Below are 21,424 nucleotides of genomic sequence, written 5' to 3'. Positions count from 1 at the left end.
ACGCATCAGAAGGTCTGCGCGAGCAGCGCGGGGCGGCGGCGTTCGAGATCGAGGATCAGCTCGCCGAACAGACCGTTGGCCCAGGCGAACCACGGGCGTGAATATTGCGAGGGGGCGTCCTGGTTGAACGACTCGTGCATGAAGCCGGTGCCGGCATGCGTGGTCTTCAGCCACGTCAGGCACTGGCGGATCTCGCGATCGTCGTCGCTGGTCATCGCGCGGGCGATGATCGACATCGGCCAGATCATGCCGAGCCCCTTGTGCGGGCCGCCGATCCCCTCGGCCGCCTTGCCGGCGAAGAAATACGGATTGCGCGCGCTCCACGCCAGCGCGCGGGTGCGGCGGTACAGCGGATCGCCCCGCGCCACCGCGCCGAGCAGCGGCAGCGCCGACAGGCTCGGCACATTGGCGTCGTCCATGAACAGCGCATTGCCGAACCCGTCGACCTCATAGGCCCAGACCTCACCGCCCGCGCCGTCCGGCATCCGGCCATGCGCCTGCAACGCGGCCTCGACCTGATCGGCGAGCGCCCGGCACTCGGCGGCGGCCGCGCTATCGTGCCGCGCTTCGGCATGGACCTGCGCGAGCATTCGCAACGCCGCGACCGCAAACAGATTAGACGGGATCAGGAACGGCAGCGTGCAGGCGTCGTCGGAGGGGCGGAACATCGAATGGATCAGCCCGACCTTGCGGGTCGGCGCGCCGACGCCTTTCAGCATCAACGTCTCGGTGGCGCGGCGGCTGGCGCGTTCGAACCGGTAAGGACCATCGTCGTGAAACCGCTGCTGCTCGCGCATCGTCGCCACCGCACGCGCCATCGCCTGCGACCACAAGGTGTCGAACGGTGCGACGTCACGCGTTGCGGTCCAATATGCATGCGCGAGGCGCAGCGGGTAACACAGCGAGTCGAGTTCCCACTTCCGCTCCGCGACCCCCGATTTCATCTCGGTAAAGTCGTCGATTGCGCCGAGATTCGATTTGGCTTGCGGATCGGCCATGAACGCATTGGCGTAGGGGTCGATCAGGATGCAACGCGCCTGCCGCTGGATGACGCCGCGGAACAGCCGGCGCAGATCGGCATCGTGCGGCGTCAGATGCACATAGCTCTGCAATTGCGCAGAACTGTCGCGCAGCCACATCGCCTCGATATCGCCGGTGATGACGAACGTGTCCGGCTTGCCGTCGATGATGCCCGGGCGGACGGTGGTGTCGAGCGTGTTCGGGTAGCAATTCTCGAACAGCCACGCGATCTCCGGATCGGCGATGCGCGCGCGGACGCGTGCGATCTCGCGTTCGACCGCACGGCTCGTGAAGCGCCGTTCGCCGAGCGGCGGGCGTCGGCTCGGTCGGAACGGTTCCGCCGCGCGCGCCGGCAATACCGCCGTGAGCGGCACAAGCGCACCAGCGACCAGAAGATCGCGACGGCTGATCTGCGCCGCTGCGGCGGATGCTGGAGTCACGATATCCCTCTCTCAACGACGCGATGGCTCGCTGCCGACCAGCGGCTTCACGTACAGGCTAGGATCACAGCAGAGGCCGATCAAGCAGATTTAAGAAATTTGTTTTTGTTTTTTGGCAAGAGGCGGTGAGGCTGGGAAGTCGATCGCGAACGTGAAATGGCGCGTGGGGCGATCCGGTGCGGCAGCGGGGTTGCGCGGTGAGCGTCGAAAGGGCAGCGTGAAGGCGATGGACATGCAACGGGACGCTCAACGGGACGTACGCGGCGCGCGGCTTGCCGTGTCGCTCTCCGGAACCAACCTCGCGCGCGCCAGCGACTACAACCAGCGCGTCGTGCTTCAGGCAATCCGATCGAGCAGCGAGACCACCCGCGTCGAACTGAGCCGGATGACCGGGCTGACCGCGCCGACCATCGCCAACATCACGCGGCGGCTGATGGATGCGGGCCTCGTCAAGGAGATCGGGCGTTTGCAAGGGCCACGCGGGCAACCCGCCATCCGGCTCACCATCGACGCGCTTGGCTGCATCGCCATCGGCCTCAACATCGATCGCGATCATCTGACGCTGGTTGCGCTGGATCTCGCCGGGCAGGTTCGCGGCAGGATCTCGCGCGATATCGCCTTCGCGCTACCCGAGAATGTGGCAGACTTCGTGACGGCCGGTCTCGAGCCGCTTCTGGCTCAGGCGGGCGTCGACCGCGACCGGGTGCTCGGCGTCGGCGTCACGTTGCCGGACGATCTCGGCAGCATCGCCTTGCCCGGCCGCCCGGAAACCTACGAACGGTGGGCGGAGCTTTCGATCGCCGATCTGCTCGCGCCGCTTTTGCCCTGGCCGGTGCTCGTCGACAACGACGCCGCTGCGGCCGCAATCGGGGAGGCGCAATCGGGCGCCGGCCTGGGGCTGGCGAGTTTCTTCTACATCTTCATCAGCTCCGGGCTCGGCGGCGGATTGATGATCGACCGGCATTACGTCGAGGGCGCGAACCGACGCAGCGGCGAACTCGGCCTGCTACCCGACGTGACGAGCGACAGGCTGGGCGCGCTGGTGCAGGATGTGGTCTCGCTCTCGGCGCTGATGCAATATCTCGCGCAGGCGGGCTGCGGCGTCGACAGTCCGTCGCGTATCGACCCGACCGATCCCGCGATGAAACCGGTTCTCGATCGCTGGATCGAGGATGCCACGCGCGCGCTGGTCGCACCGCTCGTCAACATCAACTGCCTGATCGATCCGCACGCGATCATCATCGGTGGGCGGCTGCCCGATGTGATGATCGACGATCTGATCGCGCGGCTGACCGCCCGGTTGGCGGAGTACCGCCTGCCGGTGCATGCACCGCTCTCCCGCGCGACGATGGCAGGAGATGCGCCCGCGATCGGCGCGGCGATCCTGCCCTATCTCGATCGATTGTTGCCGTCCGACATGATCCTGATGCAGGCGGGCAGGCTGGATTAACCTCCGCGCCGACCGACGTGTCGGCCGTGCCCCTCGCGGCCCACCGAGGCGGCTGCGAGATGCCAGCCTGCGTGATCCGGACGGCGGCGGATCACGTTCCCGGCTGGATATACGGCACGCGCGCGAACAGCTCGCGCTGCCAGCGGCGTGGGTCGTTTTCGATGCGGCTGGTCACGTCGAAGATCATCGTCGCGCGTTTCGACAGATCGTATTTCGGCCATGCCGCGAGCCCCGCATGGTTGGGATCGCCGGTCTTGGCAAAGGCGACGAAGCTGTCCTGCATCGCGATAGAGGCGGCGCGCGCATCCGCGCCCGTGCCGGTCTGCGAGCCGCTCGCCCCCAGAGTGCCGAACACCAGAGGGATATCCATCGTGTGGAAGGCGCCGCGCCGTGGGTCGGTGCGTGAGGTGAAATCGACCTGATAGACCCAGGCCGGCGCACCGGCGCGGGCGCGCTCCTCCGCCTCGATCACCTGTCCGCGCCAGCTTCGCCCGGCGGTGCTCGCGGCGTAGAACACGTCGGTCGGCGACCAGTTGGGGAACTGCTTGCGATATTCGCCGACCACCCATTCGGGCAGGATGTCGATGCGCAGATCGGGCGCCAGCCGATCGGGTAATGTTTCCCAGGTGAGGTCGCGCACCGTGTCGGGCGAGACGAAGGCGCGCGTCTCGTCATGCACGTTGCCGAGGATCATCGGGATCTTCAGCCCGATCGGGTTGGCATCGGGCCAGAACGGGTGACGCACCAGCCACTTCATGTCGAGCGTCGGCGCGAATGACAGGCCACCGCCGAGGATCGGATCGGTCGCGTGCAGCCCCTCGACCAGCTTCTCGGTCGGCATGTCGAGCAGCGGCTGGAGGGTGTCGGGCCTGACGCCCAGCTTGGCGAGATAGGCGCGGGTGCGATCGGTGGCGTGGAGCGGGCCTTGCGCGGTCACCTGCTGCCCGCTCATCGTCGCGGCGCGGTGGAACAGGCCTTGCGCGGCGGGCATTCCGGTCAACGTCGCGATCTTGGCGCCGCCGCCCGACTGGCCGAACAGCATCACACGGGCCGGATCGCCCCCGAAAGCGGCGATATTGTCGCGCACCCATTGCAACGCGCAGATCAGGTCGAGCTGGCCGGCATTGCCGCTGTCGGCAAAGCGCGGGTCGAGCCGCGCGAGGTAGAGATACCCGAACGCGTTTAGCCGGTGGTTCACCGTCACCACCACCGCATCGCCGCGCGCCGCCAGCGCCGCGCCGTCGTTGAGCGGATCGGTGACGCTGCCGTTCGCGTAGGCGCCGCCGTGGATGTAGAGCATCACCGGTAGTTTCGTGCGCCCGTCCGGATTGGCGGTCCACACGTTGAGGTACAGGCAATCCTCCGACTGCGGCTGGTAACCGCCGGTCTGCGGGCAAACCGGGCCGAAGCCGGTCGCGGCGCGCGGCTGTCCCGGCGTGGCGTACGGGCGGGGCGCCCGGAACCGCTCGGCGGTGGCGTAGCGGATTCCGCGGAAGCTCCACACCGGATGCGCACCTGCGCCGGCATGACCTTCGCCGGCGAAGATGCCGGACGGCGCGACGACCCGCGCCGCCTGCGTCACCGCGCGCGCCGCGTGCGGCAACAGCGCCAGCGCGGCGGCACCAGCACCGCTGCTCAGGATCATACGACGATCGAGGACAATCGGATGCTCTTCCAGCCTGTGCGCCATACCTGTCGATCCTCTCCGCCCCGTATCGGACTTGCCCCAAGGTAAACCGGTGTCAGCGCGTAAGGCAAGTGCCGGCTTTGGCTGTGTCATGCGCGCGGTGCGTGCACGAGGTAAGGGCTGCCCATCTACGTCCGAACGACGTCGATCCTCGGCCTGTTTTTCGCACGGCAGCCGCACCTGCATAACAACAGCCATTGACTGATATTCCAATCGCGGCAATTGGTATAGCCAATGTCATCAAGAGCGGAGCACGAGCTCGCCTGTCTGGAGAGGGTCATCATGCCGAACACGTCGCTTCTTCTCGCTTCGGTCGCCGTCGTGGCGTCGAGTCTGCCTGCCACCGCGCACGCGCAAATGGCGGCATCCGCCCAACCCGCACCGGAGGAGGCCGCCACGCAGGATATCGTCGTCACCGGGCTGCGCGCATCGCTCAGCAATGCCGCCAATCTCAAGCGCGGGTCGGATCAGATCCAGGATTCGATCGTCGCCGAGGATATCGGCAAGCTGCCCGACACCAACATCGCCGAGACGCTCCAGCGTATTCCCGGCGTGCAGATCTCCCGCAACACGCGCGGCGAGGGCAATACCTACGTCGTACACGGGCTCAAGCAGGTGATGACGACTGTCGACGGCCGCGCCCTGTTCGGCACCACGGATCGTACCGCGCATCTGCTCGATTTCTCCTCCGATATCCTCGCCGGCGTGACAGTGTACAAGACACCGACCGCCGACCAGATCGAGGGGGGCTTGGGCGGCCTCATCAACGTCGACACCGCGCGGCCGTTCGATTTCAAGGGCTTCCACCTTGCGATGACGGGGGCGGCGACCTATTCCGAGTTTCAGGACAAGGCCGGCCCGCGCCTGTCGGGCATCGTCTCGAACCGGTGGGACACCAACATCGGCGAGATCGGCGTGCTCGCGGGCGGGCAGTTCGAACGCTTCTATTCGGCCGGCTATCAGTCCGCGACCAACACCTATGCCACCAACACCGCGCTGTTCGGCACGCCGACGCGCATCCCCAGCCAGGTCACGCCCGGCTACGAGACCGGCGACCGGGTACGCACCTCCGCTTACGGTTCGGTGCAGTGGCGGCCGAGCGACGCGCTCGAGTTCCACCTCGACACGATCTACAGCCATTCGGGCGGGCACAGCTATACACAGCAGTTGAGCGTACAGGCCGACGCGCAGAGCCGCGGCATCGGCACCCCGGTGTACAAGTCGGGCTCGACCACGCCGGCGAGCTATTCGGTCGCCAATGCGCTGCTCAAGTCCAGCGTCAACGCCTATGACAATCCCTACGACACGCTGAACATCGCGTTCGGCGGCAAATACACCTCCGGCGCGTTCAAGCTGACCGCCGAAGGCTCCTATGTGCGCAGCAATGGCCCGTTCTACGCGCGCAATGCCGTCGTCACCACGCGTGCGCCGCGCGCCGACATCACGCTGACCGGCGACACGCCCAACGTCGCCATCTCGGGCGTCGATCCGACCAACGCCGCCGCGTTCGGATCGCCGAGTTTCTTCGAATATGGCACCAGCCAGGACGGCCGCGAACCGTCGTTCCGCACCGACGCGACCTACGATATCGACGCCGGTCCGTTCAAGGCGCTGATGGCGGGCTTCCGCTGGGCGCACCACCGCGCGATCTACGATTTCTTCAGCCAGGGCGGCAGCACGCTGACGCAACCGCTGTCGGGCATCCTCGCGCAGACGCCGGACGACGTGTTCCAGGGGCAGGACGTCTCGACCAACCAGTGGACGGTGGTGGGCAGCAGCTTCGTCAAGAACGCGACGGCCTATCGCGCGCTGTTCGGCGCGGGGCCGAACAATCCGGCGAACAGCCCGGGCAGCCATTACGATTATCGCGAGACGACGCTGGCGGGCTATGTCTCGACCAAGTTCGGCTTCGATCTCAGCGTGCCGGTCGATGGCAATGTTGGCGTGCGCTACGTCCGGACCGACCCGAAGCAGACCGTGCTGGTGCTGAACAGCAGCGGTGCCTATGCGCCGCTGTCGGGTGGCACGCCCTATGACAACTGGTTGCCGAGCGCGAACGTCCGTTTCAAATTCACGCCCAATCTGTTCCTGCGGCTCGGCTATTCGAAGGCGGTGACGCGGCCGGACTTCGGCAATCTCTCGCCGGCAGTGCTCGCCAACCCGACCAGTTTGACCGCGAGCGGCGGCAACCCCGATCTCAAGCCGACCAAGGCCGATCAATATGACGTGTCGCTGGAATATTATTTCGGAAAGTCGAACTACGCCTCGGTCGCGCTGTTCCAGAAGGACGTGAACGGCTTCGTGCAGAAGTTCGCTGCGAACGAGCAGGTGGGTGGCCAGACCTATCTCGTCACGCGCCCGCGCAACAGCAGCAACGGCACGATACGGGGCTTCGAACTGACCTATCAGCAGTTCTTCGATTTTCTGCCCGGCCTGCTCAGCGGGTTCGGCATCCAGGGCAATTACACTTATGTCGACAGCAAGCTGACCGTGCCCGGCATCGCGCGCAGCGTACCGGCCGATCTGCTGTCGAAGAACGCGTACAATGTCACCGGCATCTACGAAAAGGGCCCGGTATCGCTCCACGCGTCGTACAACTGGCGTTCCAAGAGCCTCCAGACCAACGCGGCCGACCCGTTGCAGACCCTGTGGAACGCGCCGCAGCGGTCGCTCGATTTCTCGGCGACGTTCCAGGTCAATAGCTGGCTGTCGCTGAAGGCGGACATGGTCAACGCGACGGTGGCCTATCAGAACCAGTTCTACGGCACGCCCGACCAGCCCGCTCTGGCCGATCAGCTCGATCGTTCGTACCAGCTCGGTTTCCATGTCAACTTCTGAGCGGATCGCGTGAAGCGGCTTTGGTGGCTGGCGGCGGCGGCGGTTCTCGCGACACCGGCCGCCGCACAACTCGACGGCAATGCCGATGAGGCCAAGGTGCGCTCCTATGTGCTGCCCGATCCGCTGCGCATGGCGGACGGGACACCCGTCACCACCGCGCAGCAATGGCGGGCGAAGCGTCGCCCCGAGTTGCTCGCTTTGTTCACGCGGACGATCTTCGGCGCGGCACCGCCACGTCCGAAGGCCGAGCGCTTCGTCCTCACCGACAGCGACGCGCAGGCACTCGGCGGCGCCGCGATCCGCAAGCAGGTGACGATCCTGCTCGACGGCACGCCGCATGGGCCGCAGATGTCGGTGCTGCTCTATCTGCCCGCGCACGCACGCGGCCCGGTGCCGGTGTTCGTAGGGCTGAATTTCCACGGCAATCAGGCGGTCGCGGCCGATCCGGCGATCGCGATCACGCCCAATTGGGTGGCCGCGCCCGGCACCGGCATCGTCAAGCACGGCGCGACCGCCGCCTCGCGCGGGATCGAGGCGGACGAATGGCCGATCGCGCGGATCATCGCCGCCGGCTACGGTGTCGCCACCTATTTCCCCGGCGATCTTTATCCCGACGGCGACACCATGGTCGCCGAGAGCATCCAGCCGTTCTACCGCACCAATCCGTCCGACCCGGCGCATTGGGGGGCGATCGCGACCTGGGCATGGGGGCTGAGCCGGGTGTATGATTATCTCGCCACCGACCGCGCGGTCGACGCGCGACGCGCCATCGTCATCGGCCATTCGCGCTACGGCAAGGCGGCGTTGTGGGCGGGCGCAACCGACCCGCGTTTCGCCGCCGTCGTCTCCAACGATTCGGGTGAGGGTGGCGCGGCGCTGTACCGACGCAACTTCGGCGAGACGATCCGGGTGATGAACCGCTACTGGTTCGCGCCGACCTTCAAGACCTATGCCGAGCGTGAGACGGACCTGCCGATCGACGCGCACGAGCTGATCGCGCTGATCGCCCCGCGCCCGGTGTACGTCGCCAGTGCGAGCGAGGACTGGTGGTCCGACCCGCATGGTGAGTTCCTCGCCGCCAAGGGCGCCGACCCGGTGTATCGATTGCTGACCAACGATGGATTGGCGGCTGAGACGATGCCGGCGGCGGGGCAGGGCGTGCTGTCGCGCATCTCCTACCATCTGCGCGTCGGCCCGCATGAGATCACCGCGTGGGACTGGGATCGCTACATCCGCTTCGCCAATCGTTACCTTCCAGCCACGCGTTGACGTTCGGCGCGCTTCGGTCGATTAAACTGAAATATCAGTTTAACCGGACGGAGGCGCATAGTGATCGACCCACTTCCCTTTTTAAAAGCGCTCGGCCCGGTCGGGTTTGGCGGCGGGTCGGTCGGCAATCTGTTCCAGGCGATCTCCGACGACACGGCCGAGGCGGCGGTCGTCACGGCGCTGTCCGCCGGGATCGGCTATATCGACACTGCGCCGCATTATGGTTTCGGCCTGTCCGAGCGGCGGATCGGGCGCGTGCTGGCGCGCGCCGATGCCGGGGAACGCGTGATCGTCTCCACCAAGGTCGGGCGGTCGCTGGTGCCGGTGACGGGCGTGGACCTGACGCAGCCGCGTCAGGCGTTCATCTCGCCCGAACCGTTCGAGAGCGTGTTCGACTATAGCTACGACGCGGTGATGCGATCGTGGGAGGGCAGCCGCCGGCGGCTCGGCCGCGAGCGGATCGACATTCTGCTCGCGCATGATCTCGGCCGCATGGCCCACGGCGACGATCATCCCGCGCTGTTCCGCACGTTTCTGGAGGGCGGCTACCGGGCGATGCGCGAACTGCGCGACGCCGGCATGGTGCGCGCGATCGGGATCGGCGTGAACGAAGTGGCGGTGTGCATCGAGGCGCTTGAAGCGGCCGATTTCGACGTGCTGTTGCTGGCCGGCCGCTATACGGTGCTCGAACAGACTCCGCTCGACCGGCTGTTCCCGCTCTGCGCTGAGCGCGGCGTCGCGGTGATCGTGGGCGGCCCATACAACAGCGGCATCCTCGCGGTGGGGTCGCGCGGCGGCGGCCATTACGACTACGGCCGCGTGCCTCCGGGAATTCTCGCACGCGTTGCCGCGATCGAGGCGGTCTGCGCACGCCATGACGTTCCGCTTGCCGCCGCCGCGCTGCGCTTTCCGTTGGCGCACTCACAGGTGGTAACCGTGATTCCGGGCATGGATGGCGCGGAGCAGGTGCGACGCACGGCGAGCCTCGCCGCGCTGCCGATCCCGCCGCAGCTCTGGACCGATCTGAAGGCGGAGGGTCTGCTCCGCGACGATGCGCCGGTGCCGACAGCAAGTGGACCCGCTTGACCACGTTTATCAAGACGTATATCTGAAATCTCAGAATGCGCGGTTAAAAACGAATGCGCATCGAGAGGGGATCGGACATGCGCATCAAACAGAGATTGTCGTTCGGCGCCAGCCTTGCCGCTGTGCTTGCCACACCAGCGTTTGCGCAGGACGCGCTTCCGCCCGCGTCGGCACAGACCACCCCGACCGCCGACCTGAGCGACCAGCAGGCGCAGGATATCATCGTCACCGGGCTGCGCGGCAGCCAGCAGCAGGCGATCGAACTCAAGCGCGATGCCGTCAACGTGGTGGATTCGATCACCACGCAGGATATCGGCAAGCTGCCCGAACAGAACGTCGCGGAATCGCTCCAGCGCATTCCGGGCGTGACGATCTCGCGCAACGGCGGCGACGGGCAGTTCGTGTCGGTGCGCGGTCTCGGCCCGCAGTTCAACGTGGTGACGCTCAACGGCCGCACGCTCGCCACCGACAATATCGGCCGCGAGTTCAGCTTCGATATCCTCCCCTCCGAACTGATCGGCGGCGCGGACGTGTACAAGAGCCCGACCGCGAAACTGAATGGCGCCAGCATCGGCGCGACCGTCGACGTGCGCACGATCCGCCCGCTCGAACAGAAGCCGTTCGTGCTGGCTGGCTCGTTCGACATGCAAAACGATTCGCTGCCCGGCACCTGGAACCCGCGCGCCTCGGGCGTGCTGAGCTGGCACAATGCCGACGACACGTTTGGCGTGTCGCTGGTCGGATCGTACCAGAAGCGCGACATCCGCATCGACGAGTTCGACATCGGCGCAGGGTGGCTCCAGCACAGCAGCACCGACAGCTATTACCGGGGCCGCGTCGCGCCGAGCGTCGGGGCGTTCACTAACGTCACCATGCCGTCCAACGTCTCCCCATTCTTCAACACCTCGAAGCGTGAGCGGATCGGCGGCAGCGGTACCGTCCAGTACAAGCCGACCGAGACGATCACCATGACGCTCGACGGTTTCTATTCGAGGCTGAACCAACTCGATCATCAGGCCGGCATCGCCTATGATTTCGCGGCGGGCACGCTCGTCAATCAGGTGGTCGAGAACGGCGCGGCCCAATCGCAGACCTTCACCGGCGGCACGGTGGACGAGATCGTCTCGCGCACGCCGCGTATAGCGACCACCTATCTGGTCGGCTACAATCTCGACTGGAAGAAGGATGATTTCCACCTGTCCGGCGACGTGTCCAAATCGCGAGCGACGCGGACCGGCAACGAGGATTCCTATTTCTCGACGATCCGTCGCACCAACTCGACGCTGACATGGGACCGGCGCACCGGCAGCCCGATCTTCGACATCGCCTTCTCCAATCCGAACTACAGCAACGCGCCGACCGACCTCTCGCATATCGGTGCGCATTACGAGGCCGATGGCGGCACCAACACGCGCGACGACACGCTCGAATTCCACCTCGACGGCGACTGGCAGGCGAGCGAGGCGATCAAGGTCTATCTCGGCTTCGAACATACCGATCGCGCCAAGACGGCGGATTCGATCTCGATGTCGCCCGCCTCGCAATGCGCCTTCTGCGGGGGCGGGGTGTACGTGCCGATGCCGGCGTCGCTGTTCACCACCACACCCGGCAACTGGTTCCCCGGCTATGGCGGCAACACCGTGCGCCAGTGGGTCGATTACGATCCGCGCGCCTTCACCGAGGCGCTGGCCGCGTACCGGAGCAGCACGCCCGGCTTCGTCGGCTATACCCGCCCCGTGTTCAACCCGGCGCAAAGCTCGGTGGTGAAGGAGCATGTCACGATCGGATATCTGATGTTCGACGTGAAAACGGACCTCGGCTCTATGCCGATCGCGATCAACGCTGGCGTGCGCTTCGAGGATACCGCCTTCAGCTCGAACGGCGCAGCGCAGACGATCATCTCCGCGCGGCCGAATGGCGGCGGTCAGAACATCATCGCGCTGTCACCGGTGGTGCCGATCGGCTTCAACGGGCATTATACCGATCTGCTGCCGTCGATGAACGTCAAGCTCGACCTCACGTCCAAGCTGGTGTTCCGCTTCGCCACCTCGCGCGTGATGAGCCGCCCGACGCTGACCGATCTTTCGCCTGCGCAGAGCATCCTGTCCAATCCCGGCAACGAGCAGATCACGCGTGGCAACCCGGACCTGCTGCCGTTCCGCGCCTCGCAGATCGAGACGGGTCTCGAATGGTATCTCAACCGGTTCTCGCTGCTGTCGGGGGCGCTGTTCTACAAGAGCATCGACAGCTTCGTCGCCAAGACGACAACGCCGCAACTGGTCGATCAGGTGACGTTCCAGGTGACGACGCCGACCAACGGCAAGGGCGCGACGGTGAAGGGCTTCGAGCTGAGCTATCGGCAGGCGTTCGCCGGTCTGCCCGCACCGTTCGACGGGCTCGGCGCGCAGGCGAGCTACACCTTTGTCAGCAGCGACGCCAAATACGCCAATCAGGTGAGCGGATCGAGCTACGGCCTCGAAGGATTGTCGCGCAATTCGTACAGCCTCGTCGGTTTCTATGAGAAATATGGCATCCAGGCGCGCGCCGCCTATACGTGGCGCGACACGTATCTGGTGGTGGCGAACGGCCGCAACGGGTTGCCGACCTATTTCGCGCCGTACGGGCAGCTCGATGCGAGCCTGAGCTACAACATCAACGACCATTTCTCGATCAGCGTCAACGCGCTCAACCTGAACAATGCCAAGGAGTTCACCTATCAGGTGATCCCGTCGCAGACCTTCAGCTACGCGCTGACCGGGCGGCGGTTCCTGCTGGGTGCGCGGGCGCGGTTCTGAACGAGGGGGCACCGCGTTTCTGCCCCCGCCCGACGCCAGGTTCAGCGCGCGTCGGGCGGGGTCAAGCGATCACGGCTGATCGGACAGACGATAGACGCAGGCCATTTCCGCCCAGCTCGGTTGGCCGGTCGCGGCGATCGGGCGTTGCAGCGCCGCCATCTCGTTGGCCCAGGCGCGGATCACGGGATCGCTCGCGTCCGCCTCGGCCAGCGCTTCGGGATCGAAATCCTCGCCGACCTCCATGATCATGAACAATCGGTCGGCGACGCGGTAGATCTCCATCTCCACCACGCCGCCCGCCCGGATGTTCGCGTTCACCTCCGCCGGCGGCCCGTCGGTACGGTGGCGGCGTTCATACTGCGCGAACACCGCCGGATCGTCCTGGAGGTCGAGCGCGAGGCAGAGCCGGCGCGTCACGTGTTGCTCCAGCCGCCGTCGATGACGTGGATCGCGCCGGTGGTGTAGCTCGACAGATCGCTGGCGAGGTACAGCGAGAGCTCGGCGATCTCCTCCGCCCGGCCAATCCGACCCATCGGCTGGCGCGCGACGAACTGCGCGCGTGCGGCCTCGGCATCGCCGGTCGCCGCGAGCCGCTCGTCGAGCGAGGGTGACTGCACCGTGCCCGGGCAGATCGCGTTGCAGCGCACCCCTTGCGCGACGAAATCCGCCGCGACCGATTTGGTGAGGCCGATCACCGCCGCTTTCGACGCGCCATACGCGAAGCGGTTGGTGACCCCGATCACCGATCCCGCCACCGACGCCATGTTGACGATCGCCCCGTTGCCGCCGGCGATCATCGCCGGCAGTAGCGCCTGGATCATCAGCGTCGGCGCGCGCACGTTGAGATCGAACGACAGGTCGTAACCGCGTGTGGTGGTGGAGAGGATGTCGCCCGCGTCGACATAGCCGGCGCAGTTGAACAGCACGTCGACCTTACCCGCAGCGGCGCCGAACGCCGCGATCGCCTCGGCATCGAGCAGATCAACGACATGCGTCTCACAGCCCGCCAGCGACGCCAGCGTCTCCGCATTAACGTCGAGCGCGAGCACGGTCGCGCCCTCACGCGCGAACAGCTCGGCGGAGGACCGCCCGATCCCCTGACCCGCGCCGGTGACGACCGCGCGCTTGCCTGCCAGCCGACCGCTCATGCCTGCGCCCCCGACTGCACGAGCGTCTGGCGCTGCGTGCCGAGCCCGTCGATGCCGAGTTCGACCACGTCGCCCGCCTTCAGGTACGTCGGCGGTTTCTGCCCGAGCCCAACCCCGGCGGGCGTTCCGGTCGAGATCACGTCGCCGGGCATCAGCGTCATGTAGCGGCTGATGTGGCTGACCAAGGTCGCCACGCCGAAAACCATGTCGGCACTGGTGCCGTCCTGATAGCGGTGGCCGTTGACCTCAAGCCACATGCCGAGCGCTTGCGGATCGGCGACCGCATCGGCGGTGAGCAGCCATGGTCCGATCGGGCCGAACGTGTCGCAGCTCTTGCCCTTCACCCATTGCCCGCCATGATCGAGCTGGAAGGCGCGTTCCGACACGTCGTGGACCAGCACATAGCCGGCGACATGGTTCATCGCCTCGGCCTCGCTCACGTCGCGCGCGACGTCGCCGATGACGACGCCGAGTTCGACCTCCCAATCGGTCTTTTCCGAGCCCCGCGGGATGCGCACATCGTCATTGGGCCCGCAGATCGCGGTGGTCGCCTTCATGAAGATCACCGGCTGTTCGGGCACCGGCAGGTTCGACTCGGCAGCATGATCGCGGAAGTTCAGTCCGACGCAGATCATCTTGCCGACCCCACCGACCGATGCGCCGATGCGCGTGCCTTCGGGGATCGCCGGGAGCGCGGCGAGGTCGAGCCCACGCAACCGGTCGAGCCCGGCGCGGGTCAGCGTCTCGCCAGCGATATCGGCGACGATGCCGGTCAGGTCACGCGGCACGCCGGCATCGTCGAGGATCGCAGGGCGTTCGGCGCCGGGCGCGCCATAGCGGGCTAGTCTCATGATGGTCCTTTCAGAGGGAAAGTGCGTAGAAGTCTGTCGCGCAGGTCACGAACAGGCGTTCGGCGTCGGCGGAGGCGGCAAGATCGCGCGACAGGTCGAGCCAGTCGCGCCAGCTTTCGCCGACGAGGCCGATCACCGGCCAGTCGCTGCCCCACATCAGCCGATCGCGAAAGCGGGCGACGAGGTGGTCGACATAGGGGATCAGCGCATCCGCCGGATCGCCCGCCGCCTGTTCGGTGCGCAGCCCCGACAGCTTGCAGGCACAGCCGAGATCGGCGAGCGCGGCGATATCGTCACGCCAAGGATCGAGCCCGCCGCGCGCGGCCGAGGGTTTGGCGGCATGGTCGATGACGACCGGCAGCGTTGGCCACGCCTGCATGAACCGCGCGAGCATGGGCAGATGGCGAGGCTCGATCAGCGCGTCGAGCCGCAGGCCGTGTTCGGCCATCGCGGCGAGCGCGGGCGCGACCTCGGTGCGGAGCAGCCAGTCGGTGTCGGCCATGCCTTGCAGCATCGGGCGCAGCCCCTTGAGGCGCGGGTTCGCCGCCAGCGTGGCGATCCGCGCGGGCGCGTCCGCAGCGGCGAGATCGACCCAGCCGACCACGCCCTTCACCAGCGGCTCATCGGCGGCAAGCGCGAGCAGCCAGTCCGTATCGTGATCGGTCGGCTGCGACTGCACCAGCACCGTGCCGATCAGATCGACCCCGGCCGCCGCCGCCTTCAGTTCGGCGGCGCCGAAATCGCGGTGGATGCTCGCTTCGGCGGGCGTCGGCCATTCATGGCCGGGTTCGCCGAGGGACCAGAAATGCTGATGTGCGTCGATTACCCGCACGATGTCATACCATGCCCAGGATCCGTTGCAGCGCCGCCTGGAAGTGGTGCGACAGCGCCGCCTCCGCCGCATCGCCGTCGCGCGCCTGGCAGGCGGTGAGGATATCGAGATGCTCGCGCAAGGTGCGCAACACCAGCGGCTTGGTGACGAGCCGCTCCATCCGCACCAAGGTAACGTAGTTTTTGAGCCGCCGCGCGGTCGTTTCGACGAGCGGGTTGCGCAGGCTGGCGATCATGTTGCCGTGCAGCCGCTGTTCGACCGCATCGAGCGTCGCGATCGCATCGGCGTCGAGTTCGCCCGTTTCGAGCCGCTCCATCAGCGCGTGATGCTCGTCGATCAGCGCCTGAATGTCCGCCGCGTCGCCGGTTTCCGCGAACGCCCGCGCCGCTGGCCGCTCGATGATCGAGCGGAACTGATAGGTCGAGCGCGCCAACTCCAGATCGGCCTTGGTGAACTGGATGCCCGAGCGGGGATGGATCGTCACCAACCCCTCGGATTCGAGTGCGCGTAAAGCGTCGCGCAGCGGCTGCACCGGCAGATCGAGCCGCTTCATCAGCTCGGCCTGTGACAGGAACGCACCCGCCGGTACGGTACGATCGAACAGCCCCTGAAGGATCGTGCGATAGGCTTTCTCGCCGAGCCGCAGCACGGCATCCGATTCCGCCGTGTCGGTGATCCGCGCGCGCGAGGTCTTCTTGGGCTTTGTTACGGTCATGCACAGGCTGATACCGCTTCGCGCCCGGCGGAATCAATCGCGATCGGCGGCGCGCGCAGCGTGCGGTCGGCCGCGAGCGGGACAGTGAGGTCGGCACGGCCCGGTATTTCGGCAAGGATATGGCGCGTCAGCCGCTCGTAATGCGCGACGAAGCGGGCGATTGCGGCATCGTTCATCACACCCGCGCCCGATGCGGCGGCGCGCAAGGCGCTCTCCTGCTGGCGGCGCCAGTCGATCACGGTGGCGATGTCGGGCGCGGCGAGCAGCACCAGCGCGTCGAGCCGCGCGAACAACGCCTGATACGCACCTGCGAGCGCGGCGTTGCTTGCGCGCCGCCAGACGCCATCGCCGTCCTCGTCGCGTTCGAGCGGGTTGACCGGCGTGTCGAGCGCCGCTTCCGTTTCGGGCACCGCGCCGACGCACCAGCCTTCGAACACCAGCAGCCGGCACGGCGCGGGGGCGGCGGGCCAGCGGTCGCGCGGCGCGGGATCGTCCTGCGCCTTGTCGAAGCGCGGCAGCGTCACCGGCTCGCCGCGATCGAGCGCCGCGAAGACCTCAAGCCCGAGCGCGACGTCGTGCGTGCCGGGCACGCCGCGCGTGGCGAACAGCGGGTGAACCTCGCGCGCCATCGCGGCACGGGCATCATGCGACAGATAAAGATCATCGAGCGACAGCATCGCCGCGTCCGGGAACTGCCGCACCAGCGCCGCCGCGATTGTCGACTTGCCGCTGCCCTGCGCGCCGCACAGCCCGATCACGAGTGGCCGGTCGCGCGGGCGCGCCAGCCGTTCGGCGACGAACGCCACCACGATCGCCTCCGGCGTCACCGCACCGACCGGATCGGCAGCACGAGGAACGAGCCGGCCAGCACGAACGCCCCGGCGACGATGAACAGCAACGGATAATCGTTATGCGTCATCGTCAGCAGCGCGGCGGCAAGCACCGGGCTGAGGATCTGCGGCACGTTCACCGCTGTCGTCAGGATGCCGAGATCCTTGCCGGTGGCATCCTCGCCCGGCTCCGCCTTGGGAAGCACTTCCGTCATCAGCGCGAGATCGACCGACATGAACGCGCCATAGCCGAGCCCGATCAGCACCGCATAGGCATACATTCCGCCCATCGACGGGAACAGCAAAGGCATCGCCACCGCCGCCGCCATCACCACGCTGGCCGCGAACACCAGCGGCTTGCGCCGCCCAAGCCGATCCGAGATCAGCCCGGAGCCGAGCCCCGACGCGACCAGCGCGACGAACGTCACCGACGACAGCGCGGCGATCGCGGCGTTAGCGCGCATCTGCGAAAGGCCGATATGGTCCTGCAAGATGTAGAGCAGATAGGTGACGATCGCCTGATAGCCCATATAGATGGTGAACCGGCCGAGGAACGCCCAGGCGAAATCGGGATGTTCGCGCGGCGACACCCAGAAGCCCTTGAGGAACCCGCCTAGCCGGAACGGCGCGGCCGGTGGCAGAACGACGCGCGGCTCGGGGTTGACGATCACGAACGCCAGACATGCGACGATGATGCCGCCACCGAGCAGCGAATAGGCCAGCACCAGCCGATCCGCGAACAGTCCGCCATAGATCGTGCCTGCCGACACTCCCGCCGTCATCGCCGCGCCGACCACCCCCGAGGCGAGCCCGCGCTCCGCCGCCGCGAAGCGATCCGCCACGATCGTGGTGATGGCGGGCTGCATCGCGTTGAGCGTGATGGTCGCAATCACCCAGAACAGCGTGATGCCGGCGATGTCGCGCATATGCGGCACCACCATCAGCGCCGCACCGCCGAGAATCGCGCCGAGCACGATCCACGGCGTCCGCCTGCCGAACCGGCTGCGCGTCCGATCCGACAAGGCGCCCGCAATCGGCGTGGCGAGCGTGCTGAACACCGACGTGATCGCGAATACGATGCCGAGCGAGCGCGTCTTGGCGGCGGGATCGATATTCTGGATCTGGTTGGGCAGCAGCACGCCGAGGACCGCAGCATAGAGCGTGAGCAGCACGAAGAATACGAGTCCCAGCGACACCAGAAGCGTCCACTTCGCCGCCCCGACGACATGTGGCGCATTCAGCACCTCCGGCAGCGGCGCGGCCGCCGCCAGCACGCTGTCGTCGGCGGTGAGCGTCACGCCGCCTGCGCCTGCGCCACGCGCGGCGCGTCGCCGAGATCGGCGTCGGCGAGCAGATCCGGGCGGCGATGCTCGCGCCGCGCCGTCTCGCTCAGCACGAGGCCGTGGCCGGGTTCGGGATTGCCGCGGATCAGGCCGTCGCGAATCTCGAATGGCCGCTCGACGAGATGGTCGAAATTCTGGAAGCTGTATTCCAGCCAGCGCACGCCCGGCAACGCCAGCGCCATGTTGACGCCGATCTCCAGGAAAGTGTTGCCGAACGTCACTTCCACATTGGCTTCCTCGGCGAGCCAGCCGGCACGCATCACGTCGCTGACCTGCCCGTGGACGTTGAGCATGTCGCACGCACGCGCTTCGAGCAACCGCCGCTTGCCGCCGAGATCGAGATACTCGCCCGCGTTTATCCGCGTCAGCCGCATATTGCGCAGCAGCCGCAGCCCGTCGAAATCGTCGCGCGGGATCGGGTCTTCGGCCCAGTGGATGGTGTGGCCGGCCTTGGCGAAGGTCTCCAGCGCGACGATCGTCTCGCGCGCGGTCCATGCTTCGTTGGCGTCGATCATCACCGGCAACCTGTCGCCGACGACGCGGCGCAGCAGGTCGAGCCGGTGGACATCGCGGTCGAGATCAGCATGGCCGACCTTGATCTTGAAGCCGCGATAGCCCTCGGCGGCGGCGCGTCCGAACAGCTCGCTGAACGCCGTGTCGGACAGATGGAAGTCGAGCCCGCTTGCATAGACCGGCACGCTATCGCGCTTGGCATGGAGCATCTCCCACAAGGGCAGCTCGTTCTGCTTGGCGAACAGATCCCACACCGCATGCTGAAGCGACTCCTCGAACGGCAGCGACAGCCGCCGCACGTTGCCGCCGCGCGCCCGCCCGAAGCCGAGCGCTAGCGCCGCAGTCTCGCGGCCCTCCAGCGCCGGCCATGCCTCGGCGGCGAAGATGCGCACGATCTCGGCTTCGTCGGGGAAGGGCTGGAACAGGGTCTGCGCGAAGCCGAGCCCGACGCGGCCGGCACCGTCGACCAGCTCGATCGCGGCGACGTTGGCGCTGTCGGCACGCACCTGCGAATCCCCGATCACGCGGTCGCGGCGGAACTGGAAGCGGGTGATCCGGAATTCGACGATCTGGGTTGAGTGCATCGCCGTTGATCTCGCAATTGACATATCAGATTCGCTAGATGATTATATAAACATCGGCAAGGCGCAAACATATTTTGGCGTGTCGGCCAGTTCAGAGGTGAGGATGGCGCAACTTTTCGGGCAGGCGATGACCCGGCGGGGAATCGCGGAACATGCCGGCATGCTGTCGCAATTCGCCGGCGTGCGGCTGATGACGCTGGGCGACGGGGTGGAGCGCGGCATCCGCCTGCTCGAATTCCGCACCGGCAGCGGCTTGCGCTTCACCGTGCTGGTCGATCGCGCGCTCGACATCGCCGATTGCGAGCATAACGGCCGCGCGATCGGCTGGCACTCGCCGGCCGGCTTCCGCCATCCGGGGCTGCACGAATATGAAGGCGAGGGCGGGCTGTCGTGGCTGCGCTCGCTGTCCGGGCTGATCGTCACCTGCGGGCTCGACCACATCCTGTTCATGGATGAGGCGGATGCATCGCAGTATGTTTACGGCCCGCGCAAGACGGTGGCGTCGTCGCTGCACGGGCGGGTCGGCACGATCCCGGCGCGGCTGACCGGCTACGGTGAGCGCTGGGAAGGCGACCGCTGCATCCTGTGGTGCGAGGGCGTGGTCCAGCAATCAACCGTGTTCGGGGAAGACCTCCACCTGATCCGCCGGATCGAGGCGGATGTCGGCGGCGATACGATCCGGCTGGTCGATCGCGTCGTGAACCACGGTTTCTACCGGACGCCGCATATGTTCTGCTACCATATCAACGTCGGCCATCCGGTGCTGGCGGAGGGCTCGCGCTATCTCGCGCCGGTTCGCGACGTGGTGTGGGCGGCGCATGCCGGCGAGGGGTATCGCGCGCAGGATCAGGGCTATCGCACCATGCCCGCCCCGCGCCGCGACTTCCACGAACAGGTCTGGCAGCACGAGCTTGCCGCTGATGCGGACGGGCGCGTGCCGGTGGCGCTGGTCAACGATGCGATCGGGCTCGGCTTTCAGGTCGAGACGCGCAAGGACCAGTTCCCCTGCCAATATGAGTGGCAGAACCTTCAGGCCGGGCAATATGCGGTCGGCCTCGAACCATCGACCAACCATGTGTTCGGCAAGCCCTTCGCCAAGGAGCGCGGCGAGCTGGTCTGGCTCGAACATGGCGAGGAGCGGCTCTACGAGACCGAGTTGAGCGTGCTCGACGGCGCGGAGGCGATCGCGGCTGCCGAGGCGCGCATCGCCGGGCTGGCCGTTCAGCCGGGCGAGGATTTTCCAGAACCGTCAGGTAACTTTGCGCTCATCACCGGACGGAGCGCGGCATGAGCATCGCCGGGCGACGCATCCTCTACACCGGCGCGGCGGGCGGGCTTGGGCTGCCGACTACGCTCGCGTTCCTCGAACGCGGCGCGCAGGTCATCGCGGTCGATCACGATCCGGCCAAGCTGGCGGCGCTGTCCGAGGCGGCTGCGGGGAACGAGCGGCTGACCGTCCTGGCGACCGACCTCGCCGATCTTGACGACTGGCGCGCCGCGCTGGCGGGCGTGGGCGAGATCGACGTCGTCATCAACAACGCGGCGATCTACCCGTCCAAACCGTTCGAGGACTATACGATCGCCGAGCATCAGGCGGTGCAGCGCGTCAACGTCGATGCCGGCATCGTCGCGGTGCAGGCGGCGCTGCCCGGCATGAAGGCGCGGGGCTGGGGGCGGATCGTCAACATCGCCAGCGTGACGATGTATGGTGGCTGGGCGCTGCTGTCGCCCTATGTCGCCTCCAAGGGCGCGCTGCTGGGCCTCACGCGGGCGTGGGCGCGCGAGTTCGGCGCGCACGGCATCACCGTCAACGCGGTCGCGCCGGGTGCCTTCCCGACCGATGCCGAGGCGATCCACCCCGATCCGGAGGGCTATACGCGCTTCGTGCTCGATCATCAGGCGGTGAAGCGGCGCGGCACGCCCGCCGACATCGCCGCCGCGCTCGCCTTTCTCGTTTCGGACGAGGCGGGCTTCATCACCGGCCAGACGCTCAACGTCGATGGCGGCTGGGTCATGCAATGAG

General features: G+C 66.9%; 17 protein-coding genes. 7 read left to right on the top strand and 10 right to left on the bottom strand.

Annotated elements, in window-relative coordinates; all coding sequences use genetic code 11:
* Positions 1–5 precede the first annotated feature (5 nt).
* The gene (locus AC3ANX_RS10110; RefSeq protein ID WP_488333161.1) at positions 6–1,460 is read right to left on the bottom strand and encodes a glycoside hydrolase family 125 protein; all 1,455 of its coding nucleotides are present in this window, start codon (positions 1,458–1,460) and stop codon (positions 6–8) included.
* A gap of 232 nt (positions 1,461–1,692) precedes the next feature.
* Here AC3ANX_RS10110 and AC3ANX_RS10105 point away from each other — a divergent pair, with 232 nt between their 5' ends.
* Positions 1,693–2,910, top strand: a complete 1,218-nt coding sequence (locus tag AC3ANX_RS10105) for an ROK family transcriptional regulator (RefSeq protein ID WP_488333160.1) — start codon at positions 1,693–1,695, stop codon at positions 2,908–2,910.
* A gap of 91 nt (positions 2,911–3,001) precedes the next feature.
* Here AC3ANX_RS10105 and AC3ANX_RS10100 read toward each other — a convergent pair whose 3' ends face one another.
* Entirely contained in the window at positions 3,002–4,555 is a 1,554-nt protein-coding gene (locus AC3ANX_RS10100; RefSeq protein WP_488333159.1) for a carboxylesterase/lipase family protein, read from the bottom strand.
* A gap of 324 nt (positions 4,556–4,879) precedes the next feature.
* On the opposite strand from AC3ANX_RS10100, the gene AC3ANX_RS10095 reads away from it, so the two are divergent.
* From AC3ANX_RS10095 to AC3ANX_RS10080, 4 genes are all read left to right on the top strand, one after another.
* Positions 4,880–7,435: a TonB-dependent receptor gene (locus AC3ANX_RS10095; protein WP_488333158.1), complete on the top strand. Its 2,556-nt coding sequence runs from the start codon at positions 4,880–4,882 to the stop codon at positions 7,433–7,435.
* 9 nt (positions 7,436–7,444) lie between these two features.
* Positions 7,445–8,704 (top strand): alpha/beta hydrolase family protein, encoded by a 1,260-nt coding sequence (locus AC3ANX_RS10090; protein WP_488333157.1) that lies wholly within the window; start codon positions 7,445–7,447, stop codon positions 8,702–8,704.
* A gap of 60 nt (positions 8,705–8,764) precedes the next feature.
* Positions 8,765–9,790, top strand: a complete 1,026-nt coding sequence (locus AC3ANX_RS10085; RefSeq protein ID WP_488333156.1) for an aldo/keto reductase — start codon at positions 8,765–8,767, stop codon at positions 9,788–9,790.
* Positions 9,791–9,867: 77 nt separating this feature from the next.
* Positions 9,868–12,585, top strand: a complete 2,718-nt coding sequence (locus tag AC3ANX_RS10080) for a TonB-dependent receptor (RefSeq protein ID WP_488333155.1) — start codon at positions 9,868–9,870, stop codon at positions 12,583–12,585.
* Positions 12,586–12,654: 69 nt separating this feature from the next.
* Here the strand turns inward: AC3ANX_RS10080 and AC3ANX_RS10075 are convergent, their stop codons facing one another.
* From AC3ANX_RS10075 to AC3ANX_RS10040, 8 genes are read right to left on the bottom strand one after another with little or no spacing between them, the layout of a single operon-like run.
* Positions 12,655–13,002 (bottom strand): L-rhamnose mutarotase, encoded by a 348-nt coding sequence (locus AC3ANX_RS10075; protein WP_488333154.1) that lies wholly within the window; start codon positions 13,000–13,002, stop codon positions 12,655–12,657.
* The gene (locus tag AC3ANX_RS10070) at positions 12,999–13,733 is read right to left on the bottom strand and encodes an SDR family oxidoreductase (RefSeq protein ID WP_488333153.1); all 735 of its coding nucleotides are present in this window, start codon (positions 13,731–13,733) and stop codon (positions 12,999–13,001) included. Before AC3ANX_RS10070 ends, AC3ANX_RS10075 begins: the two co-directional genes overlap by 4 nt.
* A complete protein-coding gene (locus AC3ANX_RS10065; protein WP_488333152.1) occupies positions 13,730–14,584 on the bottom strand; it encodes a fumarylacetoacetate hydrolase family protein in 855 nt (284 codons plus the stop codon). Before AC3ANX_RS10065 ends, AC3ANX_RS10070 begins: the two co-directional genes overlap by 4 nt.
* 10 nt (positions 14,585–14,594) lie before the next feature.
* Positions 14,595–15,416 (bottom strand): amidohydrolase family protein, encoded by an 822-nt coding sequence (locus tag AC3ANX_RS10060; protein WP_488333151.1) that lies wholly within the window; start codon positions 15,414–15,416, stop codon positions 14,595–14,597.
* A gap of 4 nt (positions 15,417–15,420) precedes the next feature.
* Positions 15,421–16,131, bottom strand: coding sequence for a GntR family transcriptional regulator (locus AC3ANX_RS10055; protein WP_488333150.1), 711 nt, complete (start codon positions 16,129–16,131; stop codon positions 15,421–15,423).
* Entirely contained in the window at positions 16,128–16,958 is an 831-nt protein-coding gene (locus tag AC3ANX_RS10050) for a kinase (protein ID WP_488333149.1), read from the bottom strand. Before AC3ANX_RS10050 ends, AC3ANX_RS10055 begins: the two co-directional genes overlap by 4 nt.
* On the bottom strand, positions 16,955–18,259 hold the full coding sequence (locus AC3ANX_RS10045) for an MFS transporter (protein ID WP_488333148.1): 1,305 nt from the start codon (positions 18,257–18,259) through the stop codon (positions 16,955–16,957). The genes AC3ANX_RS10050 and AC3ANX_RS10045 overlap by 4 nt, the downstream gene beginning before the upstream one ends.
* Positions 18,256–19,401 (bottom strand): mandelate racemase/muconate lactonizing enzyme family protein, encoded by a 1,146-nt coding sequence (locus tag AC3ANX_RS10040; protein ID WP_488333147.1) that lies wholly within the window; start codon positions 19,399–19,401, stop codon positions 18,256–18,258. Before AC3ANX_RS10040 ends, AC3ANX_RS10045 begins: the two co-directional genes overlap by 4 nt.
* A 103-nt stretch (positions 19,402–19,504) precedes the next feature.
* Here AC3ANX_RS10040 and AC3ANX_RS10035 point away from each other — a divergent pair, with 103 nt between their 5' ends.
* Both AC3ANX_RS10035 and AC3ANX_RS10030 read left to right on the top strand, forming a co-directional pair.
* Complete coding sequence (locus AC3ANX_RS10035; RefSeq protein ID WP_488333146.1) at positions 19,505–20,692, top strand: aldose 1-epimerase family protein; 1,188 nt, start codon at positions 19,505–19,507, stop codon at positions 20,690–20,692.
* Positions 20,689–21,423 (top strand): SDR family NAD(P)-dependent oxidoreductase, encoded by a 735-nt coding sequence (locus AC3ANX_RS10030; protein WP_488333145.1) that lies wholly within the window; start codon positions 20,689–20,691, stop codon positions 21,421–21,423. The genes AC3ANX_RS10035 and AC3ANX_RS10030 overlap by 4 nt, the downstream gene beginning before the upstream one ends.
* Position 21,424 lies beyond the last annotated feature (1 nt).

The sequence above is a fragment of the Sphingomonas sp. BRN-1R genome (assembly GCF_057748035.1).
This window is presented reverse-complemented; position numbering and strand designations above follow the sequence as displayed.

What these genes read in the sequence shown, in the direction of transcription:
- AC3ANX_RS10105 (WP_488333160.1), top strand. Translation starts at nt 1,693, where the DNA reads ATGCAACGGGACGCTCAACGGGACGTACGCGGCGCGCGGCTTGCCGTG.
- AC3ANX_RS10100 (WP_488333159.1), bottom strand. Translation starts at nt 4,555, where the DNA reads ATGATCCTGAGCAGCGGTGCTGGTGCCGCCGCGCTGGCGCTGTTGCCG.
- AC3ANX_RS10095 (WP_488333158.1), top strand. Translation starts at nt 4,880, where the DNA reads ATGCCGAACACGTCGCTTCTTCTCGCTTCGGTCGCCGTCGTGGCGTCG.
- AC3ANX_RS10080 (WP_488333155.1), top strand. Translation starts at nt 9,868, where the DNA reads ATGCGCATCAAACAGAGATTGTCGTTCGGCGCCAGCCTTGCCGCTGTG.
- AC3ANX_RS10070 (WP_488333153.1), bottom strand. Translation starts at nt 13,733, where the DNA reads ATGAGCGGTCGGCTGGCAGGCAAGCGCGCGGTCGTCACCGGCGCGGGT.
- AC3ANX_RS10065 (WP_488333152.1), bottom strand. Translation starts at nt 14,584, where the DNA reads ATGAGACTAGCCCGCTATGGCGCGCCCGGCGCCGAACGCCCTGCGATC.
- AC3ANX_RS10055 (WP_488333150.1), bottom strand. Translation starts at nt 16,131, where the DNA reads ATGACCGTAACAAAGCCCAAGAAGACCTCGCGCGCGCGGATCACCGAC.
- AC3ANX_RS10040 (WP_488333147.1), bottom strand. Translation starts at nt 19,401, where the DNA reads ATGCACTCAACCCAGATCGTCGAATTCCGGATCACCCGCTTCCAGTTC.
- AC3ANX_RS10035 (WP_488333146.1), top strand. Translation starts at nt 19,505, where the DNA reads ATGGCGCAACTTTTCGGGCAGGCGATGACCCGGCGGGGAATCGCGGAA.
- AC3ANX_RS10030 (WP_488333145.1), top strand. Translation starts at nt 20,689, where the DNA reads ATGAGCATCGCCGGGCGACGCATCCTCTACACCGGCGCGGCGGGCGGG.